The 25,148-nt window shown below is 62.6% G+C and carries 19 protein-coding genes; 11 read left to right on the forward strand and 8 right to left on the reverse strand.

Annotation, left to right across the window (positions count from 1 at the left end; genetic code table 11):
• Window positions 1–309: 309 nt before the first annotated feature.
• Together ACZ1JM_RS00120 and ACZ1JM_RS00125 are read right to left on the reverse strand one after the other, a co-directional pair.
• Complete coding sequence (locus ACZ1JM_RS00120; RefSeq protein ID WP_465132077.1) at window positions 310–1,338, reverse strand: ABC transporter substrate-binding protein; 1,029 nt, start codon at window positions 1,336–1,338, stop codon at window positions 310–312.
• Window positions 1,339–1,378: 40 nt separating this feature from the next.
• Entirely contained in the window at window positions 1,379–2,941 is a 1,563-nt protein-coding gene (locus ACZ1JM_RS00125) for an ABC transporter substrate-binding protein (RefSeq protein WP_465132078.1), read from the reverse strand.
• 348 nt (window positions 2,942–3,289) lie between these two features.
• Here ACZ1JM_RS00125 and ACZ1JM_RS00130 point away from each other — a divergent pair, with 348 nt between their 5' ends.
• From ACZ1JM_RS00130 to ACZ1JM_RS00170, 9 genes are read left to right on the forward strand one after another with little or no spacing between them, the layout of a single operon-like run.
• Window positions 3,290–4,516, forward strand: a complete 1,227-nt coding sequence (locus ACZ1JM_RS00130; protein WP_465132079.1) for an LLM class flavin-dependent oxidoreductase — start codon at window positions 3,290–3,292, stop codon at window positions 4,514–4,516.
• Window positions 4,516–6,048, forward strand: coding sequence for an ABC transporter substrate-binding protein (locus ACZ1JM_RS00135; RefSeq protein ID WP_465132538.1), 1,533 nt, complete (start codon window positions 4,516–4,518; stop codon window positions 6,046–6,048). Before ACZ1JM_RS00130 ends, ACZ1JM_RS00135 begins: the two co-directional genes overlap by 1 nt.
• Window positions 6,045–6,182: a hypothetical protein gene (locus ACZ1JM_RS00140; RefSeq protein WP_465132080.1), complete on the forward strand. Its 138-nt coding sequence runs from the start codon at window positions 6,045–6,047 to the stop codon at window positions 6,180–6,182. Before ACZ1JM_RS00135 ends, ACZ1JM_RS00140 begins: the two co-directional genes overlap by 4 nt.
• Window positions 6,179–7,249: an ABC transporter substrate-binding protein gene (locus ACZ1JM_RS00145; RefSeq protein ID WP_465132081.1), complete on the forward strand. Its 1,071-nt coding sequence runs from the start codon at window positions 6,179–6,181 to the stop codon at window positions 7,247–7,249. Before ACZ1JM_RS00140 ends, ACZ1JM_RS00145 begins: the two co-directional genes overlap by 4 nt.
• A gap of 21 nt (window positions 7,250–7,270) precedes the next feature.
• Entirely contained in the window at window positions 7,271–8,002 is a 732-nt protein-coding gene (locus tag ACZ1JM_RS00150; RefSeq protein ID WP_465132082.1) for a class II aldolase/adducin family protein, read from the forward strand.
• 20 nt (window positions 8,003–8,022) lie between these two features.
• Window positions 8,023–9,234, forward strand: a complete 1,212-nt coding sequence (locus tag ACZ1JM_RS00155; RefSeq protein WP_465132083.1) for an LLM class flavin-dependent oxidoreductase — start codon at window positions 8,023–8,025, stop codon at window positions 9,232–9,234.
• Window positions 9,235–9,286: 52 nt separating this feature from the next.
• Window positions 9,287–10,408, forward strand: a complete 1,122-nt coding sequence (locus ACZ1JM_RS00160) for an ABC transporter permease (protein ID WP_465132084.1) — start codon at window positions 9,287–9,289, stop codon at window positions 10,406–10,408.
• A complete protein-coding gene (locus ACZ1JM_RS00165) occupies window positions 10,405–11,298 on the forward strand; it encodes an ABC transporter permease (protein ID WP_465132085.1) in 894 nt (297 codons plus the stop codon). Before ACZ1JM_RS00160 ends, ACZ1JM_RS00165 begins: the two co-directional genes overlap by 4 nt.
• Window positions 11,295–13,082, forward strand: a complete 1,788-nt coding sequence (locus tag ACZ1JM_RS00170; RefSeq protein WP_465132086.1) for a dipeptide ABC transporter ATP-binding protein — start codon at window positions 11,295–11,297, stop codon at window positions 13,080–13,082. The genes ACZ1JM_RS00165 and ACZ1JM_RS00170 overlap by 4 nt, the downstream gene beginning before the upstream one ends.
• Window positions 13,083–13,168: 86 nt before the next feature.
• Here the strand turns inward: ACZ1JM_RS00170 and ACZ1JM_RS00175 are convergent, their stop codons facing one another.
• The 6 genes from ACZ1JM_RS00175 to ACZ1JM_RS00200 form a co-directional block, all read right to left on the reverse strand.
• Window positions 13,169–15,724: a TonB-dependent receptor plug domain-containing protein gene (locus ACZ1JM_RS00175; RefSeq protein ID WP_465132087.1), complete on the reverse strand. Its 2,556-nt coding sequence runs from the start codon at window positions 15,722–15,724 to the stop codon at window positions 13,169–13,171.
• Between the two features lie 316 nt (window positions 15,725–16,040).
• Window positions 16,041–17,954 (reverse strand): ABC transporter ATP-binding protein, encoded by a 1,914-nt coding sequence (locus ACZ1JM_RS00180; RefSeq protein ID WP_465132088.1) that lies wholly within the window; start codon window positions 17,952–17,954, stop codon window positions 16,041–16,043.
• On the reverse strand, window positions 17,890–19,737 hold the full coding sequence (locus ACZ1JM_RS00185; RefSeq protein ID WP_465132089.1) for an ABC transporter ATP-binding protein: 1,848 nt from the start codon (window positions 19,735–19,737) through the stop codon (window positions 17,890–17,892). The genes ACZ1JM_RS00180 and ACZ1JM_RS00185 overlap by 65 nt, the downstream gene beginning before the upstream one ends.
• Window positions 19,738–19,740: 3 nt before the next feature.
• On the reverse strand, window positions 19,741–21,006 hold the full coding sequence (locus ACZ1JM_RS00190) for an acyl-CoA dehydrogenase family protein (protein ID WP_465132090.1): 1,266 nt from the start codon (window positions 21,004–21,006) through the stop codon (window positions 19,741–19,743).
• The gene (locus ACZ1JM_RS00195) at window positions 21,003–22,274 is read right to left on the reverse strand and encodes an acyl-CoA dehydrogenase family protein (RefSeq protein WP_465132091.1); all 1,272 of its coding nucleotides are present in this window, start codon (window positions 22,272–22,274) and stop codon (window positions 21,003–21,005) included. The genes ACZ1JM_RS00190 and ACZ1JM_RS00195 overlap by 4 nt, the downstream gene beginning before the upstream one ends.
• A 14-nt stretch (window positions 22,275–22,288) precedes the next feature.
• A complete protein-coding gene (locus tag ACZ1JM_RS00200; RefSeq protein ID WP_465132092.1) occupies window positions 22,289–23,386 on the reverse strand; it encodes an LLM class flavin-dependent oxidoreductase in 1,098 nt (365 codons plus the stop codon).
• Between the two features lie 612 nt (window positions 23,387–23,998).
• Here ACZ1JM_RS00200 and ACZ1JM_RS00205 point away from each other — a divergent pair.
• Both ACZ1JM_RS00205 and ACZ1JM_RS00210 read left to right on the forward strand, forming a co-directional pair.
• Window positions 23,999–24,565 (forward strand): hypothetical protein, encoded by a 567-nt coding sequence (locus tag ACZ1JM_RS00205; protein ID WP_465132093.1) that lies wholly within the window; start codon window positions 23,999–24,001, stop codon window positions 24,563–24,565.
• A gap of 81 nt (window positions 24,566–24,646) precedes the next feature.
• Entirely contained in the window at window positions 24,647–25,144 is a 498-nt protein-coding gene (locus ACZ1JM_RS00210; RefSeq protein WP_465132094.1) for a hypothetical protein, read from the forward strand.
• Window positions 25,145–25,148 lie beyond the last annotated feature (4 nt).

Genomic DNA, 25,148 nt, shown 5'->3' on the forward strand with positions numbered 1-25,148 from the left:
TCCCTTTGGGCCCGACGATCCGGTGCTTTTCTGAGGATGGAGCCGATGCCCATGCGGACCCCCCGCAGGCGGCCACCCCCTTAATAAGCCGATAAGCAAAGCGCGTGCCAGAGACGGGAATCCAGATAATTCAAGAGGTTGGAGTTTTGCCTAAATGCTGAAATCACCACATCGCTGCTGCGCATGAGCCAGGTGTAGGAGGCAGTAGGTTCATATGGAGCGAAGGCGGGAAGGGCCGCGAGGGCTTAGACGGGCGACCCTTCCCGCGCGCGCCGTGATGCTGCCCCATCGACGGCGCGGCTTGTCTGCCTAGGCGGCGACGGTCCGCACTTTCGCCGCCTCTTCGGAGGCAAGGATCGCCTCGGCTTCCGCCAATGGGCCGGGATCGATCCAGCCGGCGACGTCGAAATCCGCGTCGAGAAAGCCCCAGGCGAAAAGGAAGTCCTTTTGCGCGGCAAGGCCAGCGATGTAATCCTCGGTCAGGCGGGGATGCAGGCTGGTGGCATAGCGCGGGAACGTGGCTGCGATCGTTTCGGGCGTTGATCGACCATCCTCGCGCGTGAGGGCGGCCAGAGCACGTTCGGGATTGGCCTGCGCCCAGTGTGCTGCGCGCAGCAGGGCCGTGATGTAGCGGACGACCAGATCGCGATGTTGCGCCAGGAAGCTACGATGGACAGTGAGCGGTCGCGGTGTGCCGTTATTAATCCGATGCAGCGGGTTCGGCTCGTCGGTCAACCGCACCAGTTCGCGCAGGCGCTCCGCGTGCTGGCTGAACAGGCGCAAGCCCGAAGACTGGCGCAGGAACACTGCGTCCACCCGCCCATCGAACAGCGCCGCCAGTTCCGCCGTACCCGACGAGAGGTCTCGGCTACGGTCCACGGGCACATCGACGAAGGTAACGTCTTCGCGCCTCAGACCTGCGACTGCTAGACCATTCGCGAAACCATGGAAATTGGCCCCGCGCTGAAAATCTATCGAGATGTCCGAATAGAGCGGCACCGCCAGCCGCTTTCCGGCCAGGTCCTTCAGCGAACCAATGTCGCTGTCGGCGCGGGTCACGATGGACTGGAATTCATCGACCCAACTGATCGCCAAGACGACCGTGTCCGCGCCTTGCGCTCGTGCCCAGATCGGCGGAATGTTCCCGCCTTCGCGAAACATCGATGTGATGGAGTGGTCGAAATGGCTTTCGCGCACTCTGCTGTCGCGGGATGCCTGAAGCGATCGCAGTACGGCGCCGCCTGAGGCGAATTCGTCGCGCAGGAAGTTCTCCTGTATTGCGATCGTGGATGCGGTTGCGCCACCGCAGCGGGTGAACAGGATTTCCGTATCGCTCATGACTTAGGCTCCTCAATGATCGCGGGCAGGGTGGTTGCCGTCAAGCGCTGCGCCAAAGCGCGTCGGTGCGCCAGGCGGAGAAGGCGGTTCGGTCCGGGGCGACGCCGCCAATGGCGCGCGCACTGGCGTCCTGATTGTTGGAAAATCCCCAGATCAGCATTCCGCCACGGTCATGCTGGATGCGCTGGGCTGCACCGACCAGCGCCTTGCGCTTTTCGATGTCAGGCTGCGCTGCTGCGGCGGTGACCAGACGAGTGAATTCGGCATCGTTGAAATGCGTCTTGTTACCGACCGCTGTAGGACCGTCGTGTTGCTGGAGCGTCAGCAGGAACGGTCGGGATACGCCGACGACGGTGCTGAACGCCCAGTTGTTCTTGTCAGGACCGTTGAAAATCGAGTCATCTACTTGGCGGATACGGATTTCCACGCCCGCGTCGCGTGCCTGTTGGGTAAAAACGATACCGGCATTGCCGCCAGCGCCCGCCGTCGTCACCAGTTCGACCGACAGCCCGCCACCGTGTCCCGCCGAGCGTAACAGACTGCGCGCTTCGGCCAGATCCTGCGCGCGCTGGGGGATGGTGTGATCATACGTCGGGTCGCTGGGTGAATACAGGTCGTTGGCGACGCGGCCCTGACCGTGCAGGACGCGCTTCACCAGTTCCGGCCGGTCGGCGATCAGACGGAACGCCTTCACCACGCGCGTATCGTTGAACGGGGCTTTCGACAGGTTCATGGCAAAGCCGTGCCAGGCGTCGGTTTCGGAGGAGACGACCTCGAATTGACTGGCCGACTTGAAGAATGCCAGCTGCTCGAACGCGATCGAGGGGGCGACGTCCACTTGGCCCGTCTGCATCGCTTGCAGTCGCGAGATCGGATCCTTGAAGTCGATGATCTCGACTTCGTCCAGATAAGGCTGGCCCGGCTTGTAGTAATTTTCGAACCGCGAAAATACCGAGCGCTGGCCGGGTGCGAAGCTTTTCAAGCGATACGGTCCGGCGCCGACCGGGTTGGTGATCGGATCATAGTCGGTGGGCACGATGCCGCCCCAGCTCATCCACAATTCCGGCAGCGCGGCCAAGCCGTGGCCGGGTTCGAAGGGAATGCGCACCGTCAGCGGATCTAGCGCAGCAATCTCGCCCCGCTGTAACGATGGCAGGTAAGAACCGTAAGGCGATGCCAGTTTAGGGTCGGTCAACCGGCGGATCGAATGGATCACGTCGTCCGCATGGATCGATTTGCCGTGGTGGAATTCCAATCCCTTGCGCAGCCGGATGGTCCATTGCGTGGCATCGTCGTTCACTTCGGCGAATTCGGCCAGCGCGAGCGAGGGATGGGCCTTGCGATCCCATTCCCACAACTTGCTGTACAAGGCCCAGCCGCGAAACGAACCCGTACCCAATGGCTTGTGCGCGTCCAGGTTGCCGGTCTGCGCCCCGGCGATGATGGCGATGCGCGCCTTCCCGCCAGGTCGTGGCGGGCCACCCGTGACCGCAGCGCCGGGAGCATCCTTGCCGCAAGCCGAAAGCAGCCCGGTCCCCAATGCCAGTCCACCCGACAGCATCGCCCCCTTCGTCAGGAACGCACGGCGTGACTGCTCCGTCATTCAGCGCGCTCCTGCGGACAGGGCGACGGGGTTGGACGGGTGGCGGGGCATGGCGATCTCCTCGATATATGTGCAGGACCGAGAGCAAGCGCCGTGCCAAGCGCCGTTGGGCGTGGGAAAGCCGAGGATCACGCTTGAAGCGAGGTTTGGGGGTGCTTCGTTTCAACCGGCCCGGCTGCTTCATTTGGCGCAGGGAATGAATGTGCTCCACCTCACCGGGTGTCTGCCTTGAAGCAGGCGCAATGCTGATTTCTCGACAATGACAGGCAAGCATCGCAGGCGGAACAAGGGCAATCCGCCACTGGCACGGATGCTGCTTTGGAGGCCCCACATTTGTGGAGCATCGCCATGAGCATCGAATTCTTTGCCCGTCTGCCCCTGCATGGGGAGACGCAGTACATCCCCGGCGACAACCGCAATCGCGGCGACTGGAACCGGCAGCCATCTGCGAGCACCGGTGCCGTTTCGTCATCGCTGCTGGGTGACGACTTCACCTATATCGACTATCTGTCGCAAGTTGCGCGAGCTGCGGAGATCAATGGCTTTTCAGGCGCGTTGTTGGTGAACGCGCCGTTCGGGGACGAACCCTGGATCGTCTCCGCCGCGCTGGCCCGCGAAACGAAGCGGCTGCGGTTCGTAGATGCGTTTCACCCCGGTCATTTCAGCCCGTGGCAGGCGACGCAGATGGCGGCGAGCTTTCAACGGCTGAGCGGTGGGCGGCTGGTCTGGAACATCATCCAGGGCGGGTCGGATGGACTGCTGCGCGCCAATGGCGAACCCCTTCCCCATGACGAGCGCTATGCCCGGGCCATTGAGTTCCTCGATCTGGTCAAAGGCTTCTGGGCCAACGAGAGCTTTCAGTATGAGGGCAAGTATTATCGCGCGGACGGTGGCGGGCTACGCGGTCCGCTGGCGCGCGCGCCGATCCCGATCATCTGCTCGGCTGGCACGTCGGACGGCGCCAAGGAACTGGCAGCCAAGCATTCGGACTATTACCTCGTCCTGGCGGAATCTCCCGATCATGTCGCTCGCAATATCGCTGACGTGAAGGAACGTGCCGCCAAGTACGGCCGGGCCGAGGATATTCGCTTTGGCATATCGGTCGACGCCATTGCGCGCGAAACGGATGAACTTGCCTATGCAGAAGCAAAACGCTTCTTCGATGAAGGGGTAAAGGCGGGCACAGTCAAGGCGGCAGCAGAGCGTTCCGCGCATATGTCCGACACCAATCGCGAACGGTTCGAACGCTATAATGGCCGCGAAGTGAACGATTTCGACGACTTGTTCGTCGAGCCGCATCTGTGGGGCGGTTTTGGCTACATCGGCATTCCGCCGGGCTTCGCTTTCGTGGGCAGCTATGAAAATGTCGCCGCCAAAGTGCGCCAGTTCGCTGACCTTGGTATCTCGTGGTTCTTCCTGAACGGCTATCCGCACCTGGAGGAGATCTATCGGTTGGGCGAGCATGTCCTGCCCCGCTTTCGCGCGCCCCACCTGTCTCTGGCGGCCGACAATGCGCAAGAACAGGCGGTGCCGCTGGTATCCGGCGGTGGTCTGGCGGCACGCGGGAACGGATGATGGATTTGCTCAGCAGACGCTCGCTGATCGGCGGTGCGGCGGGGGCGGGGCTATTGCTCGCCGGTTGCGGCAGTCGCAGCGAAAGCGGCGGCGCGGCACCTGACAAGCCGCGGCGCGGGGGGCGTCTGCGCCTTGGCATCATCGATGGTGAGCGGGCCGGCAATCTCGATGCCCACAAGCCGCTGGGCCTTGGAAGCACCATCCGGGGCTTTGCGATGTACGCCAAGCTCTGGGAATGGGACGACAACATGCTGCCTCAACTGGCGTTGGCTGAGTCGGTCGAACCCAATGCCAACGCCAGCGCCTGGGACATCCGGCTGCGACCGGGGCTGGAGTTCCACAACGGCAAAACGATCACGGCAGACGATGTCCTGTTCTCGATCAGGCGCATTACCGATCCGAAGCTCGCCTCACCTTATGGCGCGCTGGTGTCCCCCGTGGATCGCGACGGCGTGCGCAAGCTGGACGATCGCACCGTGCGCATTCCCATCCGCGAAGGCTCCGGATTCGTCGCGCTGCCTGAGACCTGGACCAACTTCGGCGGCATCGTGCCGGTGGACTACGATCCGGTGACCAACCCGGTCGGCGCCGGCCCTTATCGGATCGACAAGTTTCAGCCAGGGCAACGAGCGACTTTCAAGCGGTTCGACCACTACTTCAAGCCAGGACGTCCCTACCCCGATGAACTGGAAATCATCGAGTTCAAGGATCAGACGGCCCGCATCGGCGCGCTGCTGGCAGGGCAGATCGACCTTGCCAACGCGATCTTGCCGGAACAGGCGGGACTGCTCCGCCGCGATAGCGGTGCCCGCATCCTCACCTCGCCCACGAACGGGTGGCAGTCGTTCGACATGAACACGAAAGAAGGCCCGTTCGCCGATGTCCTAGTCCGCCAGGCGTTTCGGCTGCTGGTCGATCGTGAAGAGCTTGTCCGTCGGGCCTTGCAGGGGGAAGGGCGGATCGGCAACGACCTCTACGCTCCCCAGGACCCTACCTTCGATCGGTCCATCCCGCAGAGACGGCAGGATCTGGATCAGGCGCGCAGCCTCTTGAAGCAGGCGGGCCAAGGCGGCCTTCGTACGGAACTTGTGGTCGGACCCGCGAACGTCGCGGCAGCGCTCGTCCTGGCCGAACAGGCAAAGCGCATCGGCGTGGATTTGCGGCTCCGGCAAGTGGACGCAGCGACCTTTGCTGGACCGGCCCGGCGAAGCTGGGCGATCAGCACCGGCGGGACGCTCGGCGTGCCGTGGCTGTCCACCGCGCTGCACATCGATGCGCCCTCGGCGGTGTCGAACAAGACCAACTTCAGCAATCCGCGCTTCGGCGTGCTGTTCGGGCAGGCGCTGGCGCAACCGGACCTTGGCGCACGATCGGGCTTGGTCCACGAAATGCAGCATATCCAGCATGAGCGCGGCGGCCTGCTGATCTGGGGCTTTGCGAATACCCTGGACGGCGTGGGTTCACGCGTGGGCGGCATCACCGCCGAGCATTCCCATTTCCCGACATGGCGCTTCGATCGGATGTGGGTGTGACCATATCGATGCAGCAGGGCGGCGCGGCGCTGGTGAAATTCGTGCAGCGCTGGGGCGAGGGCCGACCGAACTTGCGCAACTGCGCGGTTGGCACGGCCTTTGCGTTTGCAGTCGGCACTACGGAGTTTGCATGACTGACAACGTCCACACCATCGGCCAGATCGCCCCGCCAAAACGGCTTGAACGCATCCTGTTCACGCGTTGCCCGGTGCCGACCGCGTCCGGTATTGCACACGCGTTAGGATGGCTTTCCGAAGAATTCGGCCGGGACGGTCTCAGCGTCGATGCGTTGCAGGACAATCCGCGTGCGATGCGCGCTCATCACAACGCGCACGACCTGCCGGGCCTTTTTCGCGAAGGGGGCAATATTCCCGCGCTTGCAACCAAGGCACGCGGCGCGCCGACTCGGCTAATCGGGCTGACATGGATCGACGAGTGGCAGGCGATCCTGGTGCGATCGGAAACCGGCCCCATCACCCCGGCGCAGCTGAAGGGTCTGCGCATCGCCTTGCCTTCGTGGCACTCAACACGCGGTGACAGCATCGCACGAGGCATGTCGCTGGCGGGTATGAAAGGCGCGCTGGGAATCGCCGGCCTCGGGCTTGAGGACGTGACCTTCGTCGAAGTGCCGCTGGCGCCGGCAGCCGAGGATTCGCGGGTCAATCTGGCGCAGATGTGGTCGGGCATTGACGCTCTCGTCGCCGGCGAAGTGGACGCGGTTTACGTCAAGGGTGCATCGGCTGTCGATGCGGCTGAGCGTGCCGGGGTCATCGTCGGCATCGACCTTGACGGCTATCCAAGCCGGCATACCCGGGTGAACAACGGCACGCCGCGTCCGATCACCGTCGGCGAGGATCTTCTGGACAATCATTTCGACCTTGTCGTGCGCTTCCTGAAACAGACCCTGCGCGCCGCAGATTGGGCTGCGAACAACCTGTCTCAATTGCAAGCTATTCTGCAGGAAGAAACGTTTGCGGGCGCGGCAGGTGTAGAGGCTGCCTACCGCAACAATTTCCACCGCTCGCTGCATCCCGATCTGTCCGCCGAGCGCGTGGCGTTGCTGAGGCGACAGGCCGACTTCCTGTGGCATCATGGCTTTCTGGAGCACGATGTCGATATCGATGCGTGGATCGATCGCCGTCCGCTGGAAGCCGCGCTCGCGCGCAGCACCGCTCATGATGCCGACCATCGCGCCGCCTGAATTTTGCTGAGGAGAACGACCATGGCCACTGCTGTCCAGACCAACGAACTCAACTCCACCGTCCTCGATTTCGCGAATGATGTGGTGGCGCAGGCCGCCGAAATCTTTCGCGCGTATCGGGAGACGGGCACCATCACCGCCAACGGCACCGTCGGCTTCATCGAGCGCGTTCCGGGGGAGGACAAGATCGTCTCGGTCAACCTGCCGCACCCGTTCGACCGTAGCATCCACAGCAAAGAGCCGCTGAACTTCACGGTAACCGGTCTGGACGGCACCGCGTTCAAGGGCCGCGCCAATGGGCGTTACCTCAAAGTATTCAACCAGAACCCGACCGTCACGTCGCTCAGCCATGTCCATTCGCCCAGCCTTGGCGCATGGGCGCAGACGCACCGGACCCTGCCGATCAGCTACGTGCCGGTGCAGCGCTTCCATCTGGCCCGTGAGCTGCCGGTCTATATCGACCGCCGCCAGGACGAAGCCGATTTCATCAATGAAAAGCTGGCCGAAAATCCTTATACCCCCGCGATCATCGAAGCGAACGGCGGCGCCACCGTGTGGGGCTGGAAGGGCCTTCGCGATCTGGCTGAGTTCATCCTGCTGCTGGAAGAAGGCGCGCAAATCCAGATCCAGGCTCAGGCTTTGGGCGGTTCGCGTACCTACGGCCCCGGCGTGCTGCGCCAGCAGTGGAAGATGAGCAAGCGCTACGACGAAGCACGCGGGCTCGGCCTGCTGCCCGTCACCGATCTCGACTGATTTTCGGAGCCTCAGCCACCATGACCCGTCCCGTAAAGCTGCTGTGGTATCTGACTGCGCCCGATGGCCCATATCCTTGGGCTGAGGAAGGGCGTTGGCAGACCGGCTTCGATCACCTTGAGCAGCTTGCCGTCACGATCGACAAGCTGGGCTTTTACGGGGCGCTATTGGGATCCAGCGCATACGAAAGTCTGGCGGTCGCCGCCGCGATGATCCCGGCGACGGAGAGGATGAAATTCCTGGTCGCGCAGCATCCGGGCGAGCTTTCTCCTGCGGTATTGGCCAAGTATGCACAAACGTTCGATCATTTCTCGAACGGTCGGCTGCTGTTCAACGTGGTCAACGGCAACGATGCCGGTTTGGCGGCGCTGGGCGTGCATTACCCCCATGACGAACGCTACGACTTCAGCTTCGAATACTGGGATGCCTTCCGCAAAGTCTACGGCGGGGATCGCGCCGGGTATGACGGTCAATTCGTGAACTTGGCGCCGCGGGCCGAAGGCGGCGCGCCGATGAGCGTGTGGGCCGGTCCGCATCAGCCTTCCGGCGTGCCCTTGTGGGGCGCGGGCACTTCGGGGCCGGGGGTCGCGCATTCGGTCAAGCTGCTCGACGTCTACCTCAGCTTCGCTAATACGCCGCCGCTGCTGGGCGACAAGTTCCGCCGCGTGGGAGCGGAAGCCGCGAAGATCGGCCGCACGCTGGAATACGGCACGCGGCTGCAGGTCATCGTGCGCGAAACGGAGGAGGAGGCATGGGCCTATGCCGACTGGCTGCTCCAGCGCTCGTCCGTCGATCACGCGTTGCGTTCTATCAAAATGCGCCTGCCCGCCGGAGAGACGCTGGAGACGTATCGCAGCCCCGATCCGCAAGTGCAGCGCAACGTCGATATCGTGAAATCCGGCCGCCTTCCGGGCGCACGTGATCTTGAGGTATATCCCAACGTCTGGGTTGGCCCGGCATGGTTCGGCTTCGATATCATGGGGCCGTCGTCCGGAACCACGCTGGTCGGAAGCGCGGAGAATGTCGCCGCTCGGATTCGCGAATACGCGGACCAGGGCACCAGCGCGTTCATCCTGTCGGGCTTTCCGCTGATAACCGAGGCTCATCGCGTCGCCGAACTGCTGTTTCCGCTGCTTGACCTGGATCACGGGTTCGACGTCCCATCGCTGCGTGTGAGCCCGCCGCGTCCGCAGGCCGTGGTCATTCCCGAAGTGGAGAACGCGCTGGCCTGAGCCTGAAGGCCAAGGTTTTCGAGCGGCCGTTGTCGCGAAGCAAGGATGCACGATGGCGACGATCTTTTCCGAGCAGAGACGGCAGGCAGACCATCCGCCGCAGCCCGCCCAGCGCGTTGCCGATGGCGCTACCCGTTCCGAACCTTCGCGTCTTGCGCTGCCGGCATGGCTGCCTTGGCTAGGTGTCAGGGTCGTATCGGGACTGGCGACTACATTCGTCATCTCCGTCCTGGTGTTCGCGGCCACGCAGGCGCTGCCATCCGATCCGGCGCGCGTGATCCTGGGGCCGGACGCGACCGAAGCCAGCATCCGCACCCTGCAACAGCAGCTCGGTCTGGATCAGCCTATCCTTGTCCAATACGCGCGCTGGGCGCGACGAGCGCTGACCGGCGAATTCGGTATCTCGCTCGATTCCAGCGTATCTGCCGGGCAGATCGTGGCAGACCGTTTCGCGAATTCGGCAGCGTTGATGGGTATCGTTCTTCTGCTTGCTGTACCCATCGCTTTTCTGGGTGGTGTGGCGCTCGCGGTGCGGCGTGACAGTCGGCTGGACAGCTGGGCCATGAACGGCATCATTCTGTTCAAGGCGCTCCCAGGCTTCGTGCTGGCGATCGGGCTGATCCTGCTGTTGTCGACCACTGTGTTCCCCATTCTCCCGGCCGTTTCGCTGCTCGATCCGTCGGTGTCGCCGTTCCTGCAACCGGTGTATCTGGTGTTGCCGGCGCTGACGCTGATCCTGACTGTGGCGCCGTTCCTGCTGCGGCTCGTGCGTTCGGCGATGATAGAAACGCTCGAGGCGGACTACGTGGCGGCTGCGCGTCTGCGCGGGATCACGGAACGGCGGATCATCTGGGGGCACGCCGTCCCCAACGCGCTCGTCCCGGTGATCCAGGGCATCGCCTTGACCAGCCGCATGCTGCTGGGCGGCGCTCTGATCGTGGAGGTAGTGTTCAGCTATCCCGGCATCGGCAATGCGCTCAACGCAGCGATCGAGGTTCGCGATGTACCGGTGATCCAGGCAATCACCCTGACGATGGCAATCGGCGTGGTGCTGATCAACCTGCTGGCAGACATCGCGACGGTGTTGGTGACGCCAAAGCTGCGTACATCCTCCCGACCGAAACTGAACGCCGGAACGCGGGCGAAACTGAAGCTGAAGGCTGGCGGTGTATGAGCAAGCTATCATCCTTACGCTGCGATCCACAGGCCAGGCTTGGGCTTGCTTTCGCCGGTCTGGTGCTGGTGGTGGCGCTGGCGGGACCGCTGGTCACCCCGCAGTCGCCTTTTGCATTGGTCGGTCCGACGTATGGATTGCCTGGAGACGGCGCGGTCCTTGGGTATGACTATCTGGGCCGCGACGTGCTGTCGCGCCTGCTGGCGGGCGGGCGGTCCGTCCTATGGATGAGTTTTGCCGCATCAGCCGTGGCGCTCATCGTGGGCGCGTTGATCGGCATCGCAGCGGGGCTGTCTCGTCGCTGGGTAGACCATGCGGTGGTCTGGGCCACGGACGTGCTGCTCGCCTTCCCGGACCTGATCCTGGTGCTGCTGGTAGTGTCCATGCTGGGGCGCGAACCCTGGCTGATCGTGCTTACCGTAGCGGTGTCTTTCGTGCCGGGCGTGATCCGGCTGGCACGCGGCGTGACGCTCGGCGTCGTGTCTCAGGAATACATCGAGGCGGCGCGCTTGATGGGCTATCCGTGGTGGCGCGTAGTGCTGCTGGAAATCCTGCCGAATATCGCCACGCCCCTGCTGGTGCATCTGGGTATCATGCTGACATGGGCTATCGGCATGTTGTCCGGCCTGAGCTTCCTTGGCTACGGCGTTGCGCCGCCTGCCGCCGACTGGGGCCTGATGATCAACGAAAACCGCGCCGGGCTGATGCTGCAGCCGTGGGCGGTGCTCGCTCCGGTGGCAATGATCGGGGTCTTTGCGCTTGGCACCAACTTGCTGGCCGAAAGCGTATCGCGCGCCGGATCGCGCATCGGCGTGCGGCGCGGCGTAAAATCACGGGCGCGCACATTAATGCGGGGCACCAAGCGCCGCCTGCAGGACGCCAGGTCATGAGCGTAATTCCGTTTGTCAACGCCATGCTCCAGGTGCGCGATCTGTCGGTCACGCTGGGTGAAGGCGGGCCACCGATTGTCGGTGACATCAGCTTCTCCGTCTACCCCGGAGAGATCGTGGGCGTCGTAGGCGAAAGCGGATCGGGCAAGACAAGCATCGCTACCGCGTTGTTGGGCGATGCCCGCGCGGGGGCCGTGATTGCCAGCGGGGCGATCTTCGTCGACGGGCACGATATCCTCGCCCTGAATGAGCGCGACCGGCAGAAGGTGCGCGGCCCGGTCATATCGCATGTGGCACAGGATCCTTCGCTGGCGCTCAACCCGATGCGCCGGATCGGATCGTTGCTGGACGAAGTGCTTCAAGTTCACCTTCCCGATCTAGGCAAAGCTAGCCGCCAGACGCGCATCGCCGAAGCCGCAGCCGATGTCGGACTGCCGGATACGCGAGAGTTCTTGCGCCGCTTTCCGCATCAGCTGTCCGGCGGCCAGCAACAGCGCGTGCTGCTCGCGCTTGCGGTACTGCTACGGCCCCGGCTGATCGTGCTGGACGAGCCGACGACGGCGCTGGACGTTACCACGCAGGCGCACGTTCTGGCGACCTTGCGCGACCTTTGCCGAACGCGGGGCATTGGAGCAGTTTATGTGTCGCACGATCTGGCGGTGGTGCGCGAACTCGTGGACCGCGTTGTAGTGCTGTACGCCGGGCGCATCATCGAAAGCGGATCGCGCGACCAGATTTTTGAAAGCCCGGCGCATCCGTACACGCGAGGGTTGCTGGACGCCGTACCCGATGTTGCCGGACGCCATGCGGTGCGTCCGATCGCGGGCCACGCTCCTGCCCTTCAGGACCGGCCCGATGGCTGCTCCTTTGCGCCACGATGCTGGTTGCGCAGCGCCAGCTGCGCGGAACGTCCGCCATTGCGCGACGCGGGAGACAAGCGGCTCGTCGCCTGCCATCATTCGATCCGCGCCGGGCGAGAGCTATCGCCGCCGCCCGCCGCTCCCTCCATCGCCAACGAAACGGATGCGCTGGCGGTGTTGAGCGGAGTGAGCGCCAACTACGGGGCCAATCAGGTGTTGTCCGACGCCGCGCTTACGTTGCTCAAGGGATATTGCACCGCACTGGTCGGCGAAAGCGGTTCAGGCAAGACCACGTTCTCACGCGCGCTGGTTGGCGCGGTGGAAGATGTGGAAGGCACGTTTGAATACGACGGGCGCGACGTGCCCTTGGCTGGAGGCCGCGACAAGGATTTGCGGCGTCGTATCCAATACATATTCCAGAATCCATACCGTGCCCTCAACCCGCGCCAGACCGTTGGACAGATCCTGCGCACGGCGGCGCTGCACTTCTTCCCGATCCGGTCGGCAGACGCGGATCGCGAAGTCGCCATGGTGCTGGAGCGGGTGGCATTGGCCCCTGAACTGGCCAGTCGTTATCCCCGTGATCTTTCAGGCGGTGAACGCCAGCGCGTCGCCATCGCGCGGGCGCTGATCTGCAAGCCAGAGCTGCTCATCTGTGACGAGATCACATCGGCCCTCGATGTATCGGTGCAGGCCGCGATCATCGAACTGTTGCGAAAGCTTCAGCTTGAATCGGGTTTGACGATCCTATTCGTCACCCACGACCTGGGCGTAGTGCGCGCAGTTTCGGATTTCGTTGCCGTGCTGCAGCATGGGCGCATCGTGGAGCATGGGCCGGTCGATCGCCTGCTCGATCGTCCAGAGCATCCTTACACCCAAACCTTGGTAGCGAATTCACCGCGACTTCACGAAACGGCCGCGTAAGCCACCAAGCCCTTCTTGGCTGACACTTATGCCGAAGCCGTGGAAGGTGGCAGCGATTACCACCACCTTCCACGGCCCCTTTCGTTTTACCAGCGGTAGGAAAGCGTGGCAGAGTAGAAACCGCCGAGCGGATTGACCGGGCTGTCCTGTATATAGGCAACGGACGAAAACGGCCACCGCGACGTCGCATTGATGGGGACTTGTGCAGGTTTAGCATCGAACAGGTTGTTCACGTTGACGCGCAACCCAAGCCGTTCTGTGAACTCGTAACCCGACTCCAGATCGGCGATGAAAATGTTGCCGACGTCGACCAGTTCGATCGTGTTCGGGCCGGTTGGATGGGTAAGAGTATAGGAACGGTTGATCTTGCCGTAGTACGTACCACGCAGCCCGAGCGAGAAAGGGCCGGACTCCCAGTTTATCGATGCGATACCTTTGAGGCGGGGCGCGCGATAGAGGATCTGCGCTTGGGTGGCCGCCGATATCAACACGATGTTGAACTGCTGCAGCACCGCAGGCGTATCGACTACATCAAGGAACGTCGTCTTGTTGTAGTTTCCGGCCAGGCTCCATCGGATAGCACCTGCTCCCACATCGAACTTGCCATCGAGTACGACATCGACGCCGCGTGTTCGCGTGGTGCCGGCGTTGATCAGGTACGATATGCTGTCGTCAGGACCGAAGGTGGGCGATGCAGCCTGAACCAGCACGCCGGAACCCGGATGCGTGGATTCACGGAAAGCACCGATCTGCGATATGCGATCCCGCACCCGCACCTGGTACACATCGACAGAAAGGTTCACGCCATCGAGCGGCTGCGCGACGAGCCCGAGGCTGAAGTTCGTCGATCGCTCCGGCTTCAGCGGGCGGGCGCCAAGCGCCTGTGCCTCGGGTGAATTGACGGACAGAATATGGTTGGTCTGGTTCACCGTCACGCCGGTCTGCCGGAACGTGAGTGCTGCCAGGGCAGGCGCCTGGAAACCGGTGCTTGCCGTGCCACGGATCGCGAGGCCATCTGCCAGTTCCAACCGGCCGGATATGCGGCCGGTCAGCACGTCGCCCGCCCGCTGGTATCGTTCATAACGGGCGGCGAGATCCAACGTGGCGCCCTCGCTTGGCCTGAGCGAAAGCCCAGCATAAAGCGCGTAGGAATTTCGGCTGTCCCGCGCGGCGTCCTCAGGTCGCACGCCCGTATCGGCCTGCGATCCGGCATCCGAGAGGGAGATCGGCTTGCCGGCGTTCGGGCCATCCAGAATAGGCTGGCCGCCATATCCCCACGATTGCAGGTCTCCTGCCGTGCGCCGATAGGTCTCGCGCCGGAATTCGGCCCCGGCAGACCAGTCCGTACCAAAGCCGAACAGACCGTCTTCCGTGCTCTTGCGAATGTCGGCGTTGGATGTCCAAGCGGTGTAGCGATAGTTGCCGAGGAAGAAATCGGTCTGGCTTTGCAGTCCGTAACTGGGGCTAATGGAATCGTAGACGTACGTGTCGATGTCGTCCTGTCCGTATCCACTCGATACGTCCCAGTTCCAGCCATCGCCAATTTCGCCGCGCAGGCCCAGCAAACCGGAAAAGTTGTTTTCCACTATGCCGCTGTAGGGCGTGAACCCGTCCGGCCAGATGGCGCGCACGTTCTGGTCGCGCGAAGGAAAGCGATAGTGTTGCGGGGACCGGCCTTTGCGCCATGAATAATCGCCGAAGCCGTAAAGCTCTGCGGCAGCGCCGAGCGGCACGCCGATGTCGGCAGTGAAGGATGCCACCTGAGCGCGGGGCACGCCGCCCGCCGCGCCAAAAATGCGGCGACGTTCGACAGTAGCCTCGCGCGGGTCCGGGGTCGCGCCAGCCGGCAGGGTCGGCGCCGTCGAAGGGTTACCTGCAGGCAAGACCTGCTGCCCAGCGGCGTTGCGAGGGAAGTAGAACAGGATATTGTCCGGCACGTCGCCATCGCCGAACAATGCTTTTTGATCGACGTACTGAGCAGAGACGTAAAGGTGGCCTCCTTCGCCAAGGGCCAGGCCAGCACCGGCGTTGTATTGCTGGACCCAGCCGCCACCTTGATAGTACTGCCCGGCTCGCGCTGAAATCTCGCCGCCTTCGGAAGATTTGCGCGTAATGACGTTGATCACGCCCGCTATCGCGTCGGAACCGTAGATGGCGGACGCGCCATCGCGCAGTACTTCCACCCGATCGATCGTGCTCAGTGGGATAAGGCCCAGGTCTACGGCGGCTACCCCCACGTCGTTGACGCCAAGGCGGGCGGTCACATGGCGGCGCTTGCCGTTGATCAGCACCAGCGTGTGACCGCTGCTGAGGCCGCGCAACTGACCGGCGCGGATGAACGTGTTGATGCCGTAGCTGGGCATGTTGGGTACGTTGAAGGACGGCAGAGTGTCATTTAACGCCTGCAACAAACTTGTCTGGTTCGCCTGCTGCAGAGTCTTGGCGGGAAGGACATCGATCGGAGTGGGGCTGTTTTCCACCGTTCGCCCGGCACTGCGGGCGCCCGTGACGACGATGTTGCCTCCGATTTCGGCGTCAGCAGCCGCTTCCGCAGCCAGAGGGACGGCGTCGGCCCAGGAGATGCCGGGTGCGATCAGTGCAGCCGCGGCGGCGCTGTGTCCCAGGTGGTGTTTCCAGTTCATGAAAGGTTTGCTCCGAAACCGCTGAGTTGATCCAAGCTGCGGATCGCGCGTCTCACGGCAGTGCCGATCATCGACTGCGCGGTTTGCCCCCGCATGCCTCAGTATCTGCAAGGGTCGGGCCAAACCGAAAGGCTGCGACTTAAGTCGCTGTATGTCGGCAGGTTTTCAGGTGAAGTGAGCATATCTGTTGGCGGACGGTGGCGTATTATCACCACTACTCCATGATCAATGACGCTATATCAGCAGTCATAACATTCCATGCATGTGCGTAGTTCTTAGCTGGTCAGCAGCATTCACCAACCTAACAACAGCAAATTCAGGATGCCATTGCCTCAATCGGACCTTCCGAAACTACTCCGCTTTGGCGCTCGTATGCTTCGTAAAGGCTGGCGTAGGCGCCGCCTTTGCTCGTCAATTCAAGGTGACTACCGAGTTCCACGACCTGACCATCACGAATGACGGCAATTCGGTCAGCATCGCGGATCGTTGCCAGACGATGGGCAATGATGATCGCCGTACGACCTTCGCACAGACGGCGCAGCGCGCGCTGGATCATCCGTTCGGTATGCACGTCCACGGCAGATGTGGCCTCATCAAGGACTAGGACGGCCGGATCCGTGAGGTACGCGCGCACCAGGCACACCAGTTGGCGCTGACCATGGCTCAGGCTTGCGCCCAGCGGACCGACCTGCGTGTGGTAGCCATGAGCCAGCCGGCCCAGTACTTCATCTGCATCAAGGGCGCGGGCGGCGTCGATCAGTTCCTCGTCGTCCGCCTCGGGCCGGGCCTGTCGCAGGTTGTCCAGCACAGATCCGCTGAACAGCACGTTGTCCTGCAGCACCACGCCCACTTGTCGGCGCAGTTCGGACTGGCGCATGTGTTTCACGTCCACACCATCGACAAGGACGGCGCCCGTCTGCGCTTCATAGAACCGGGTCAGAAGCTGGACGAGAGTGCTCTTGCCATGGCCAGTCGCGCCCACGACGGCGAGCACTTCTCCGGCCTGGATCTTCAATGACAAGTCATGCAATACCCGGGGCAGGACACCTGGCGCGTACGAAAATCCGACTGTACGAAATTCCACATCACCGCGCATTGCGAACGACGGCACAGGATCTTCAACGTCCACTATCTCAGGCTTGGTATCGAGCAGGAGGAATACCCGCTGTGCCGACGCGGAGCCGGATGCGTAGCGTTCGAACAGGTCGTTCAAATCCTGAAGCGGCCCCAGGAAAAGCATGACGTAGAACAGGCTTTGCGCCAGTTCTCCCAGAGTGATGTGTCCCTGTGCAAGGCTGTAGCTGCCCACCAGCAGGATCATCGCCATGCCCGCCGCGTTCAGCAATCCGCTGAGCGGCGCGAACCATCCCGAGCGCTTGTTGCCGCGCACCAGTGCGTTGTCGAAGTCCTTGAGCAGTTCGCGATAGCGCATGCGGTTGGGTTCCTGCCGCACCAGTTGCTGGATCATCCGCACGCCCGATACGGTTTCCACCAAATGCGAGGTGAACCGGCTGCGGTTTTCCGCAACAACCGCCCAGCTTTTCTGCGAGACACGCTTGAACAACCACGTTCCCGCTACAAGAAATGGAACGACGCTGGCCAATGCGAGCAGGAGCAGTGGTGACATGATCCACAGCATGATTGCCGCGCCGCCGAAGCGTAGTACCGCGGACAGCATGTCGGGCGGTCCCTGCACCAGCAGTGCTTCCAGCGCATCCACATCGCGATCCGCGCGCGACAGGATGCGTCCAGCCTTGGTGCGATCGAAATAGCCGACGCTGAGCGCCTGGATGTGCTGGAATATGCGGACACGAAGGTCGTTCAGCACACGCAGGGCCGCTGCGCCGGCAAGATAACTCGACAAACCGGCAAACACAAAACGAGCCAGCCACGTCAGGGCCAGTCCAAGGCTGAGCCCCGTCAGCAGGCGTTCGTCCAGGGTCCAACCCGCAGCGCCCTTGACTAGCCCATGGTCCAGCAGTTGCCCCACGAACCATGGTCGCACGAACACTATCGCCACCAGGATGGTTTCAAGGGCGAAGACCGCCGCGACCTGCTTACGCACCGGATGGAGCAGGGGGAGCAGGCGGCGGAACATGCCGCGATCCAGCGCGTGCCGGGCCAGCATTTCCTCGATTTCGATGTCGCTCAGGATACGCTTGTTGTCAGGCTGCGGCACGGTCGATCCCCAGCAGGTCGCGATAGAGCGGGTCGGCGGAAAGGAGTTCATGAGTGCCACTGGCAGCGATGCGGCCATCGGTGCTGAGCAATGTTCGGTCGGCAAGCAGCACCGATGATAGCTTGCTGGTGATCAGCAGGACGGTCATGCGTCCGCCGTGCTGAGCCTGAAGGCCGCGAATGTTGTTCAGTACGGTGCGCTCGGTGACTGCGTCCAGCGCGCTCGTCGCGTCGTCCAGCACCAGAATATCGGGCGCCGCGATAAGCGCGCGGGCGAGACACAAGCGTTGGCGCTGGCCGCCAGACAAGGTGACGCCGCGATCGCCAATGCGGGTGTCGAGTCCCTCGGGAAGTCGGGCCAGCAGTTCGTCAGCGCCCGCCAAACGCAGCGCTTCGATAAGCGCATCGTCGTCCGCGTCAGGCGCTGCGGCGCGCAGGTTTGCGGCCAGAGTGTCCGAGAATAGGAAGATGTCCTGCGGGACCACGTGAACGCGGCGGCGCAGAACGGCGAGATCCAGCAGGCGGACATCGTGCCAGCCAACCCCCTCCGATCCTACCGACACCGTACCGCCATCGACATCGGCAAGCCGTGGCAGCAGTGACGCCAGCGAACTTTTGCCCGAGCCTGTCGCGCCGACCAGCGCTACGATCTGGCCCGGCTCGACGGTCATGGTGCATTCTTCCAGCACGGGGATCTCGCCGCCTGGGGCAAGCAGCCGCACTTCTTCAAGACGGAAACCCAGGGGGCCATCGGCAGTCATCGTGTCGCCACTGATGATGGTGGGCTGCTCATCCAGCAAATCCCAGATGCGTGCCGCCGAGGCGCGGGCATCGGCGAAAATGCGCATGACCCGCCCGATCGTTTCGACGCGGAACACCAGTGTGGTGGCGATCAGCAGAGCCGACACCAGCTCTCCCACGCCGATCGCGCCTGCCGCCACGAGGTGGGCGCCATAGGACAGGATCCAGACATGCCCCAGCGCCACCACGGCCTGCGGAATAGGGATGCGTGAGCTGGACCAAGCCAGGGCATGACGGGACTGGTCGAGGAAGAAGCCAACATGCCCCCTGAACTTGTTGACCCGGCCCTGTTCAAGACGGAAGGATTTGATGACCCGAACGCCGCTGATGCCCTCTGACAGATCCTGGTTCACCTGATCGTAGGCATCGCTGACATTGCGATCGAGGATAACCAGCGTGTCGGTCTGCCGAACGAAGATCCAGAACCCCAGCAGCGTCAACAGAAAAGGCACCAGCCCCAGCGCCCAGTTGTACCAGAACAGAAGGCCCATTGCCGCAGTGACGACGAGCGCAGTTTCCACCGTCTGCCGCCAGAACGCGACGAGGGCATCACGCAGCTTGTCCGCATCGCGCGTGGTGCGAGTGATCATCTCGCCCATGCCATGTTCCCAGTGATAGCCGAGCTGAAGGGTCTGCACTTTCACCAGAATGCGTTCGCGCAACGTCGACAGCAGGGCCTGACTGGCCCGGATGCTGCAGATGCCGGATATGTACTGCAGCACGCCGCGGGTTGCGGCCAGGCCGACCAGCAGCAGCGCCCAGTGCGAGGCGACGGTAAGGTCGATGCTCCCGTCCGGAAGCCGGGTAGCTGCCTTCCCCGAATTCGCCGCATCAAGCCCCCGCCCGATCAGCCACTGTTGCAGCGCAAGGCTCAGGTGAACGACGGTGAACAAGGCGAAGGTGACGCCGAACAATACCGGGATTGTTCGGTATAGAGCCAAGCTCCGCAGCAGCGGATGATCGGCGAGACGTGACCGCTTACCAGGTAAGCCGCATGGCTCCGCATGAGCGGTGGCAGCTTGGGCGTCGCTCATCACTCAATTCCGGGGCGAAGTTACCGGCCGCCGAACCGCAGCGGCCGAATATTCGTGCGGCGGGGTACCATTCAGATAATAATCGCCAACATGATGCAGGCGCCAGCGGATAGGGTCATGGGTAGTGTGAACGCGCACGTCCGACCAGAAACGATCCAGGTTGAACTTGCGATACGATGAACTGGCCCCCAAAAGCGAGAACATATCGCTGGATATGAGAAGCGCAGCCTCGTCGGTCTTTACGCGAGCGGCGGCTACGGACAAGATGAGTTCGTCGTCCAGTTCTTCCGGCCGACCTTTTGCATTGTATTTATCGTAGAGTTCGGCCGCGTCACGCAGTAGTGATTCCGCCACGCGTAGCGCCACGGCGTAATCGCCGATCCGCTTGATGATCAGCGGTTCCTGAACCGCGCGATCGACTTCGGCATCGATCCATACATTGGAGTGATTATTGAGATAGTGGATCGCTGCGTCGAACGCGCCGCGCGCGATGCCGCAGTCGATCGCGGCGTGGTTGATCTGCGCCCACGTTAGGCCGGTGCGTTCCGGTTTTGCGGGAGCGCCGGACGCGGGAAGGGTAACTTGTTCGTCATCCAGCACCAGATCGACGAAACGCACTCCGCCGCTTACCGAGTGGCGCTGGCCGAAGGAGTGCCAGTCGTCGTCCAGAAACAGCCCTGGTGTGTCGCGGTTAACGACGAAGCCGATCTGGCCCGCGTCAGACTTTGCACCGGAGAAAATCCACTCGGCCAGATAACTGCCGGTAGCGTAGAACTTTGCCCCGTTGACGACCAATCGGCCATCGGCATTACGCGCGGCTTGGGTACGGATATCGAATTTATGCTTGCCGCCTGTTTCCGCCGCAGCGTGGCCAAGGCGCTTTCCGGCGGCGACATCAGCAATGATCCTGTCGCGCAACGCGCCGGGGGGACGGCGTAGCAAGCCACGCAACATCATATGGTGGATCTGCACCAGCTGACCCACTCCGCCGTCCGCCGCCGAGATGATCCGCGTGATCTCGACAACCGTAGCGACGGAGGCCGCGATCCCTCCGCTTTCGATCGGTAGGGCAATGGCGGTGATGCCCGACCGCTCAAGAATCGCTGCCTGCTCATGCGGGATACGCTGGCGTTCGGACGAGTCGGCCGAGATTGCCGAGATCAGGGCCGCGGCTTCGTGCGCGGCAGCGATGGCCTCTGCTTCGTCAGCGAAACGCGACGGTGCCGGACGGTCTCGATCAAGAAGATCGGTGGCGATCTGGGCGCTCATGAGGACGCGTTCTCCGTTATGGGGGAGGAGTTGGTGGCGATGGCGATCTCCTGCTGCCGAAGCCGCGCGGCCCGGCCGTATTCATCCGGCGGGACGCCATTCAGGTAGAAGTTGCCGATGTGGTAGATGCGCCAGCGGATCGGATCGTGGGTGGTATGGACCCGCGCATCCGCCCAATACCGGCTCAGATTCCACCGATCGAGCGTGGAATTCGCACCGGTGAGCGAGAACAGGTCGCTGCCGATGAAAATCGATGCGTCGTCGGACTGCGCGCGGGCGGTGGCGGTTGCAAGGATCAGTTCGTCCTCCAGCGAGCGGTTGCCGGGATCGGCCTTGAAACGGTCGAACGTGCGGGCCGCATGGCGCAGTGCCGATTCCGCCGCGCGGACGGCGACGGCATACTCGCCGATGCGCTTTATCGTGTAATGTTCATCGGCTGCCCGATCCACGCCGGCTTCCGGCCAGGCGCGCATGTTGTCGCGGATATAGATGCTGGCTGCCTCCAGCGCTCCACGAGCAATGCCGGTGTCGATCGCGGCGTGAAGGATCTGAGGCCACGTCAGGCCGGTACGCGGCATGAAATCGGTGGCGGCTCCTTCGCCGTTTGCCTTTGGCGCGAAGCGCGGATCCACGGCTACGTTGTTGAAACTGATGCTGCCGCTGACCGAATGTTGTTGCCCAAAGGCGTCCCAATCATCTTCGAGTGACAGGCCCGGGGTATCGCGGTGGAGCAGCACGCCGACGGGACCATCATCGCTGGTGGCCGAAATCGAAATCCATTCCGCCAGATAGCAGCCGGTCGCGAACGTCTTGCGGCCGTTGAGACGCCAGATGCCTGCGTTGTCCAGCGACAGCCGCGTTCCGCCACCTTTACCCTTGCCCTTGCCTTCGGCCAAAGCGTTGCCGAAACGCTTGCCGGCAAAGATGTCGGCGATCAGGCGGGCACGAAACGCGTCGTCCGGGCGACCGAACACGCCACGAATCATGACGTTGTGGATTTGCAGCAGCTGCCCAACGCCCCCATCCGCTGTGGAAATGATACGCACGGTATCGACGACCGTTTCTATCGATGCGCCCAGTCCGCCGAATTCGCGGGGCACGTAGATGCTCGTAACGCCGGATGCGGACAGGATGGCCGCCGCTTCATGCGGCACGCTGTCGTTACGAGAGGCATCGCGGGCCAGTTCGGCAATCTGTCGCGCCGCTTCGTGAGCGGCGGCAATCGCTTCCGCTTCGCTGGAAAGGCGCGGGGGGCTGTGACCGATCATTTCATGTGCTCCCATCAGGCGGTCTGGAGAAGCGGCGCACTGGCCGCCGCTTCCTCGCGTCGGCGCACTTCTTCCCGCACGGCGGGAATAATCCAGCGCCCGTAATCGACGGCGTCGTAAAGCGGCTCATAGCCCCGATTTAGGAACGTCGTGATGCCGATGTCGTAGTAATCCAGCAGGGCCTCGACAATCTGATCGGGGGTGCCGACGAGAGCGGTGGAGTCATGGGTCGCGCCCACGGCCGTGGCGGTGCCGAACCACAGGCATTTGTCATGGCGATCGCCACGCTCCGCAGCGGCCAGCAGACGTTTGGTACCGGTTCCCTGCACGCCATGGAAAAGCGGATTGGGGGCGGCGTTGCGGCGATGGCTTGCCAGCCGGTCCGCAATGTCATGTGCCTTTTCCCAGGCCTGCGCTTCGGTATTCCCGATGATCAGGCGTACCGAAAGGCTGACACGCGGCGCCGGCTTGCCGATCGCAGCAGCGGCAGAGCGCAGCTTGGCGATTTGCTCTTTGACGTCCGAAAGCGGTTCCGCCCACAAGGCATAGAGATCACAATGACGCGCAGCAACATGGTACGCCGCGTCCGAAGATCCGCCGAACGACACCGGGGGGTGCGGTTGCTGAAGCGGTTTGATCGGCGTGAAGACATTCTTGAGCTGGTAGTATTTGCCATCATGATCGAACGGCGCATCTTCTGTCCAGGCGCGCCGCAATACGTCCAGGTACTCGCTGGTGCGGGCGTAGCGTTCGTCCTTGTCGGTCAGGAAATCGCCAAGGCCAGGCTCGGCGGTAATGCCGGTGATCGCATGCACACGAATGCGGCCGTTCGTCACGTGATCCAGCGCCGCCAGGGTCTTGGCTCCCTGCAGCGGCGATAGTGGGCCGGGGCGGAACGGGATCATGAAGCCGAGCCGTTCCGTGTGCGAAGCGGCAAAGCCGGTGGCGACGATGGATTCGCCTCCTGCCAACATGAGAACGCGGTCGAATCCCGCATTTTCATGCGCGCGCGCAAGATCGCGCAGGAATTCGAGATCGATGTTCTGACCGCCGCTGGGCGGGCCGATGAACTGATTGCGTGCGGCAAGCGCTCCGACGAATTCTACTGGCATCGAAATCCCCTGACTGGGCGCGTCGTCGCGCAATTGCGCCGCACCTATCAAGAGCCGTGCCAACCACACGAATGCGTGACTGCGGCAGGCTACAGCGAGTTAAGAGGATCAAATTTCACCAGCGACGGCGCGGAATATGTCGAAAATCAACCAGCGGTTCTTAAATGCGCGGCGCCCAAGACCTCATTCGTGACTTCGCTGTTTGGAGGAGGTGGTGCCATAGCATGTGACTGGCAGCGGCATACATGCCGTTTCCTGAGGATCACGCCAGTAACACACTTTCCTGTCTCGATGAGTTACGTTCGACAGACCAATGCCGCCGGAAAACTTTAGCCCTGCCGGGTTGCGCCTACGCACCCATGGCTCACCCCACGTCAAAATGGGTGGGCTACGACCCTGAGCGCCTGTTACCGGTCCAACATGCCCCAGCGCTAGACGGACCCGCATTATAACCGATGTAGTTGTTTAATTACAACCGATCCCAATCTAAAATATGACCGTTGCGCAGTCATTTAGTAAGGTGTTGTTAACGGCAAAAACATAGAAATATCTGTCACTAAACAACACATAAAGTCATATCTCGTGACGTGTTCATAGGCAGGATCACCTATAATGCTCCGTTCCGCAAAGAAGCGTTCTGTCGTAACCTTGATCACATCTGCGTTGATCGGCTGTGGTATCATGGCGACTACTGCACAAGCGGCTACTCAAGGAAGCATTGGGGCAACTTCGACCGGTACTGTGACCATCAACGCCACCATCAATGCGCTGGTCCAGATCTCCGACTTGAATGACATTACCTTCTCCGGACTGACGGGAAGTGCAACGGCCCAGCAGACCGACAATGTCTGCGTCTGGAGTAACACTGCGAGCAAGAGCTACACGATAAGGGCCACTGGCAACGGCACGACCAATGCCTTCACCTTGGCAAGCGGCACCAATGCGGCGATCCCCTATTCGGTAGCCTGGGCGAACACCGCAGGCGCGACCTCGGGCACGTCGCTGACCACGAATGTTGCCTCCACGGCCTTCACCAGTGCCGCGACACTTCCGCTGTGCAATCTCGGGGCCAGTCCGACATCGACGTTGTTCGTTTCGATCGGCGCGGCAGATCAGGCGGCGATGGTGGCAAACGCGGCTTACACCGGCGTGCTGACCTTGGTCGTCACGCCCCAGTAAGCGCATCGGAGATCTCCTGCGACCACGTCCGCCCGAGCCGAAATCGACGTCGGGCGCAGGTCCGCCAGAAGGAGCATGATCATGGCACCGTCGATGCGCGGGGCGATCGGCTGCGCGTGCGCCATCGCCGGTATGTTTTGTACGGTAGCGCCTGCGTCGGCGCAGGGCTTGCAGAACGTGCAGATCGGCGCACTCTCCGATCTATCGTTCGGCGCCATCGCCTCGGTTACGTCCAGTACGACCGTTTCTGAAAACCTGTGCGTTTTCACCAGTACGGGCAGCTACTCCGTCCGCGCCACCGGTTCGGGCACGAACGAAAGCTTCGCGCTCCTCAACGGCTCAGCACAGATGCCATATACCGTCCAGTGGGCAGCAGTGGCTTCGCAAACCACGGGCACGCAACTGACCGCCGGGCAGGCCACCCGCTTTACGCCTGGCGCATTGAACATTCTGTGCTCGCTGGGCAGCCTGCTGGCGGGCGGCGCCACCCTCCTCGTCACTTTGCCTGCCGCCAGCCTGAGCGCCGCGCAGGCCGGCAGCTATTCTGGAACGCTGACGCTGCTGGTTTCGCCGAACTGACGGC

The organism is Novosphingobium sp. BL-S-24 (assembly GCF_055521575.1).

Coding starts and splice junctions, on each gene's coding strand:
- ACZ1JM_RS00135 (WP_465132538.1), top strand. CDS start 4,516: ATGGATTTGCTCAGCAGACGCTCGCTGATCGGCGGTGCGGCGGGGGCG.
- ACZ1JM_RS00205 (WP_465132093.1), top strand. CDS start 23,999: ATGCTCCGTTCCGCAAAGAAGCGTTCTGTCGTAACCTTGATCACATCT.
- ACZ1JM_RS00155 (WP_465132083.1), top strand. CDS start 8,023: ATGACCCGTCCCGTAAAGCTGCTGTGGTATCTGACTGCGCCCGATGGC.
- ACZ1JM_RS00120 (WP_465132077.1), bottom strand. CDS start 1,338: ATGAGCGATACGGAAATCCTGTTCACCCGCTGCGGTGGCGCAACCGCA.
- ACZ1JM_RS00200 (WP_465132092.1), bottom strand. CDS start 23,386: ATGCCAGTAGAATTCGTCGGAGCGCTTGCCGCACGCAATCAGTTCATC.
- ACZ1JM_RS00170 (WP_465132086.1), top strand. CDS start 11,295: ATGAGCGTAATTCCGTTTGTCAACGCCATGCTCCAGGTGCGCGATCTG.
- ACZ1JM_RS00150 (WP_465132082.1), top strand. CDS start 7,271: ATGGCCACTGCTGTCCAGACCAACGAACTCAACTCCACCGTCCTCGAT.
- ACZ1JM_RS00165 (WP_465132085.1), top strand. CDS start 10,405: ATGAGCAAGCTATCATCCTTACGCTGCGATCCACAGGCCAGGCTTGGG.
- ACZ1JM_RS00145 (WP_465132081.1), top strand. CDS start 6,179: ATGACTGACAACGTCCACACCATCGGCCAGATCGCCCCGCCAAAACGG.
- ACZ1JM_RS00125 (WP_465132078.1), bottom strand. CDS start 2,941: ATGACGGAGCAGTCACGCCGTGCGTTCCTGACGAAGGGGGCGATGCTG.
- ACZ1JM_RS00210 (WP_465132094.1), top strand. CDS start 24,647: ATGGCACCGTCGATGCGCGGGGCGATCGGCTGCGCGTGCGCCATCGCC.
- ACZ1JM_RS00190 (WP_465132090.1), bottom strand. CDS start 21,006: ATGAGCGCCCAGATCGCCACCGATCTTCTTGATCGAGACCGTCCGGCA.
- ACZ1JM_RS00185 (WP_465132089.1), bottom strand. CDS start 19,737: ATGAGCGACGCCCAAGCTGCCACCGCTCATGCGGAGCCATGCGGCTTA.
- ACZ1JM_RS00195 (WP_465132091.1), bottom strand. CDS start 22,274: ATGATCGGTCACAGCCCCCCGCGCCTTTCCAGCGAAGCGGAAGCGATT.
- ACZ1JM_RS00130 (WP_465132079.1), top strand. CDS start 3,290: ATGAGCATCGAATTCTTTGCCCGTCTGCCCCTGCATGGGGAGACGCAG.
- ACZ1JM_RS00175 (WP_465132087.1), bottom strand. CDS start 15,724: ATGAACTGGAAACACCACCTGGGACACAGCGCCGCCGCGGCTGCACTG.
- ACZ1JM_RS00180 (WP_465132088.1), bottom strand. CDS start 17,954: ATGAACTCCTTTCCGCCGACCCGCTCTATCGCGACCTGCTGGGGATCG.
- ACZ1JM_RS00160 (WP_465132084.1), top strand. CDS start 9,287: ATGGCGACGATCTTTTCCGAGCAGAGACGGCAGGCAGACCATCCGCCG.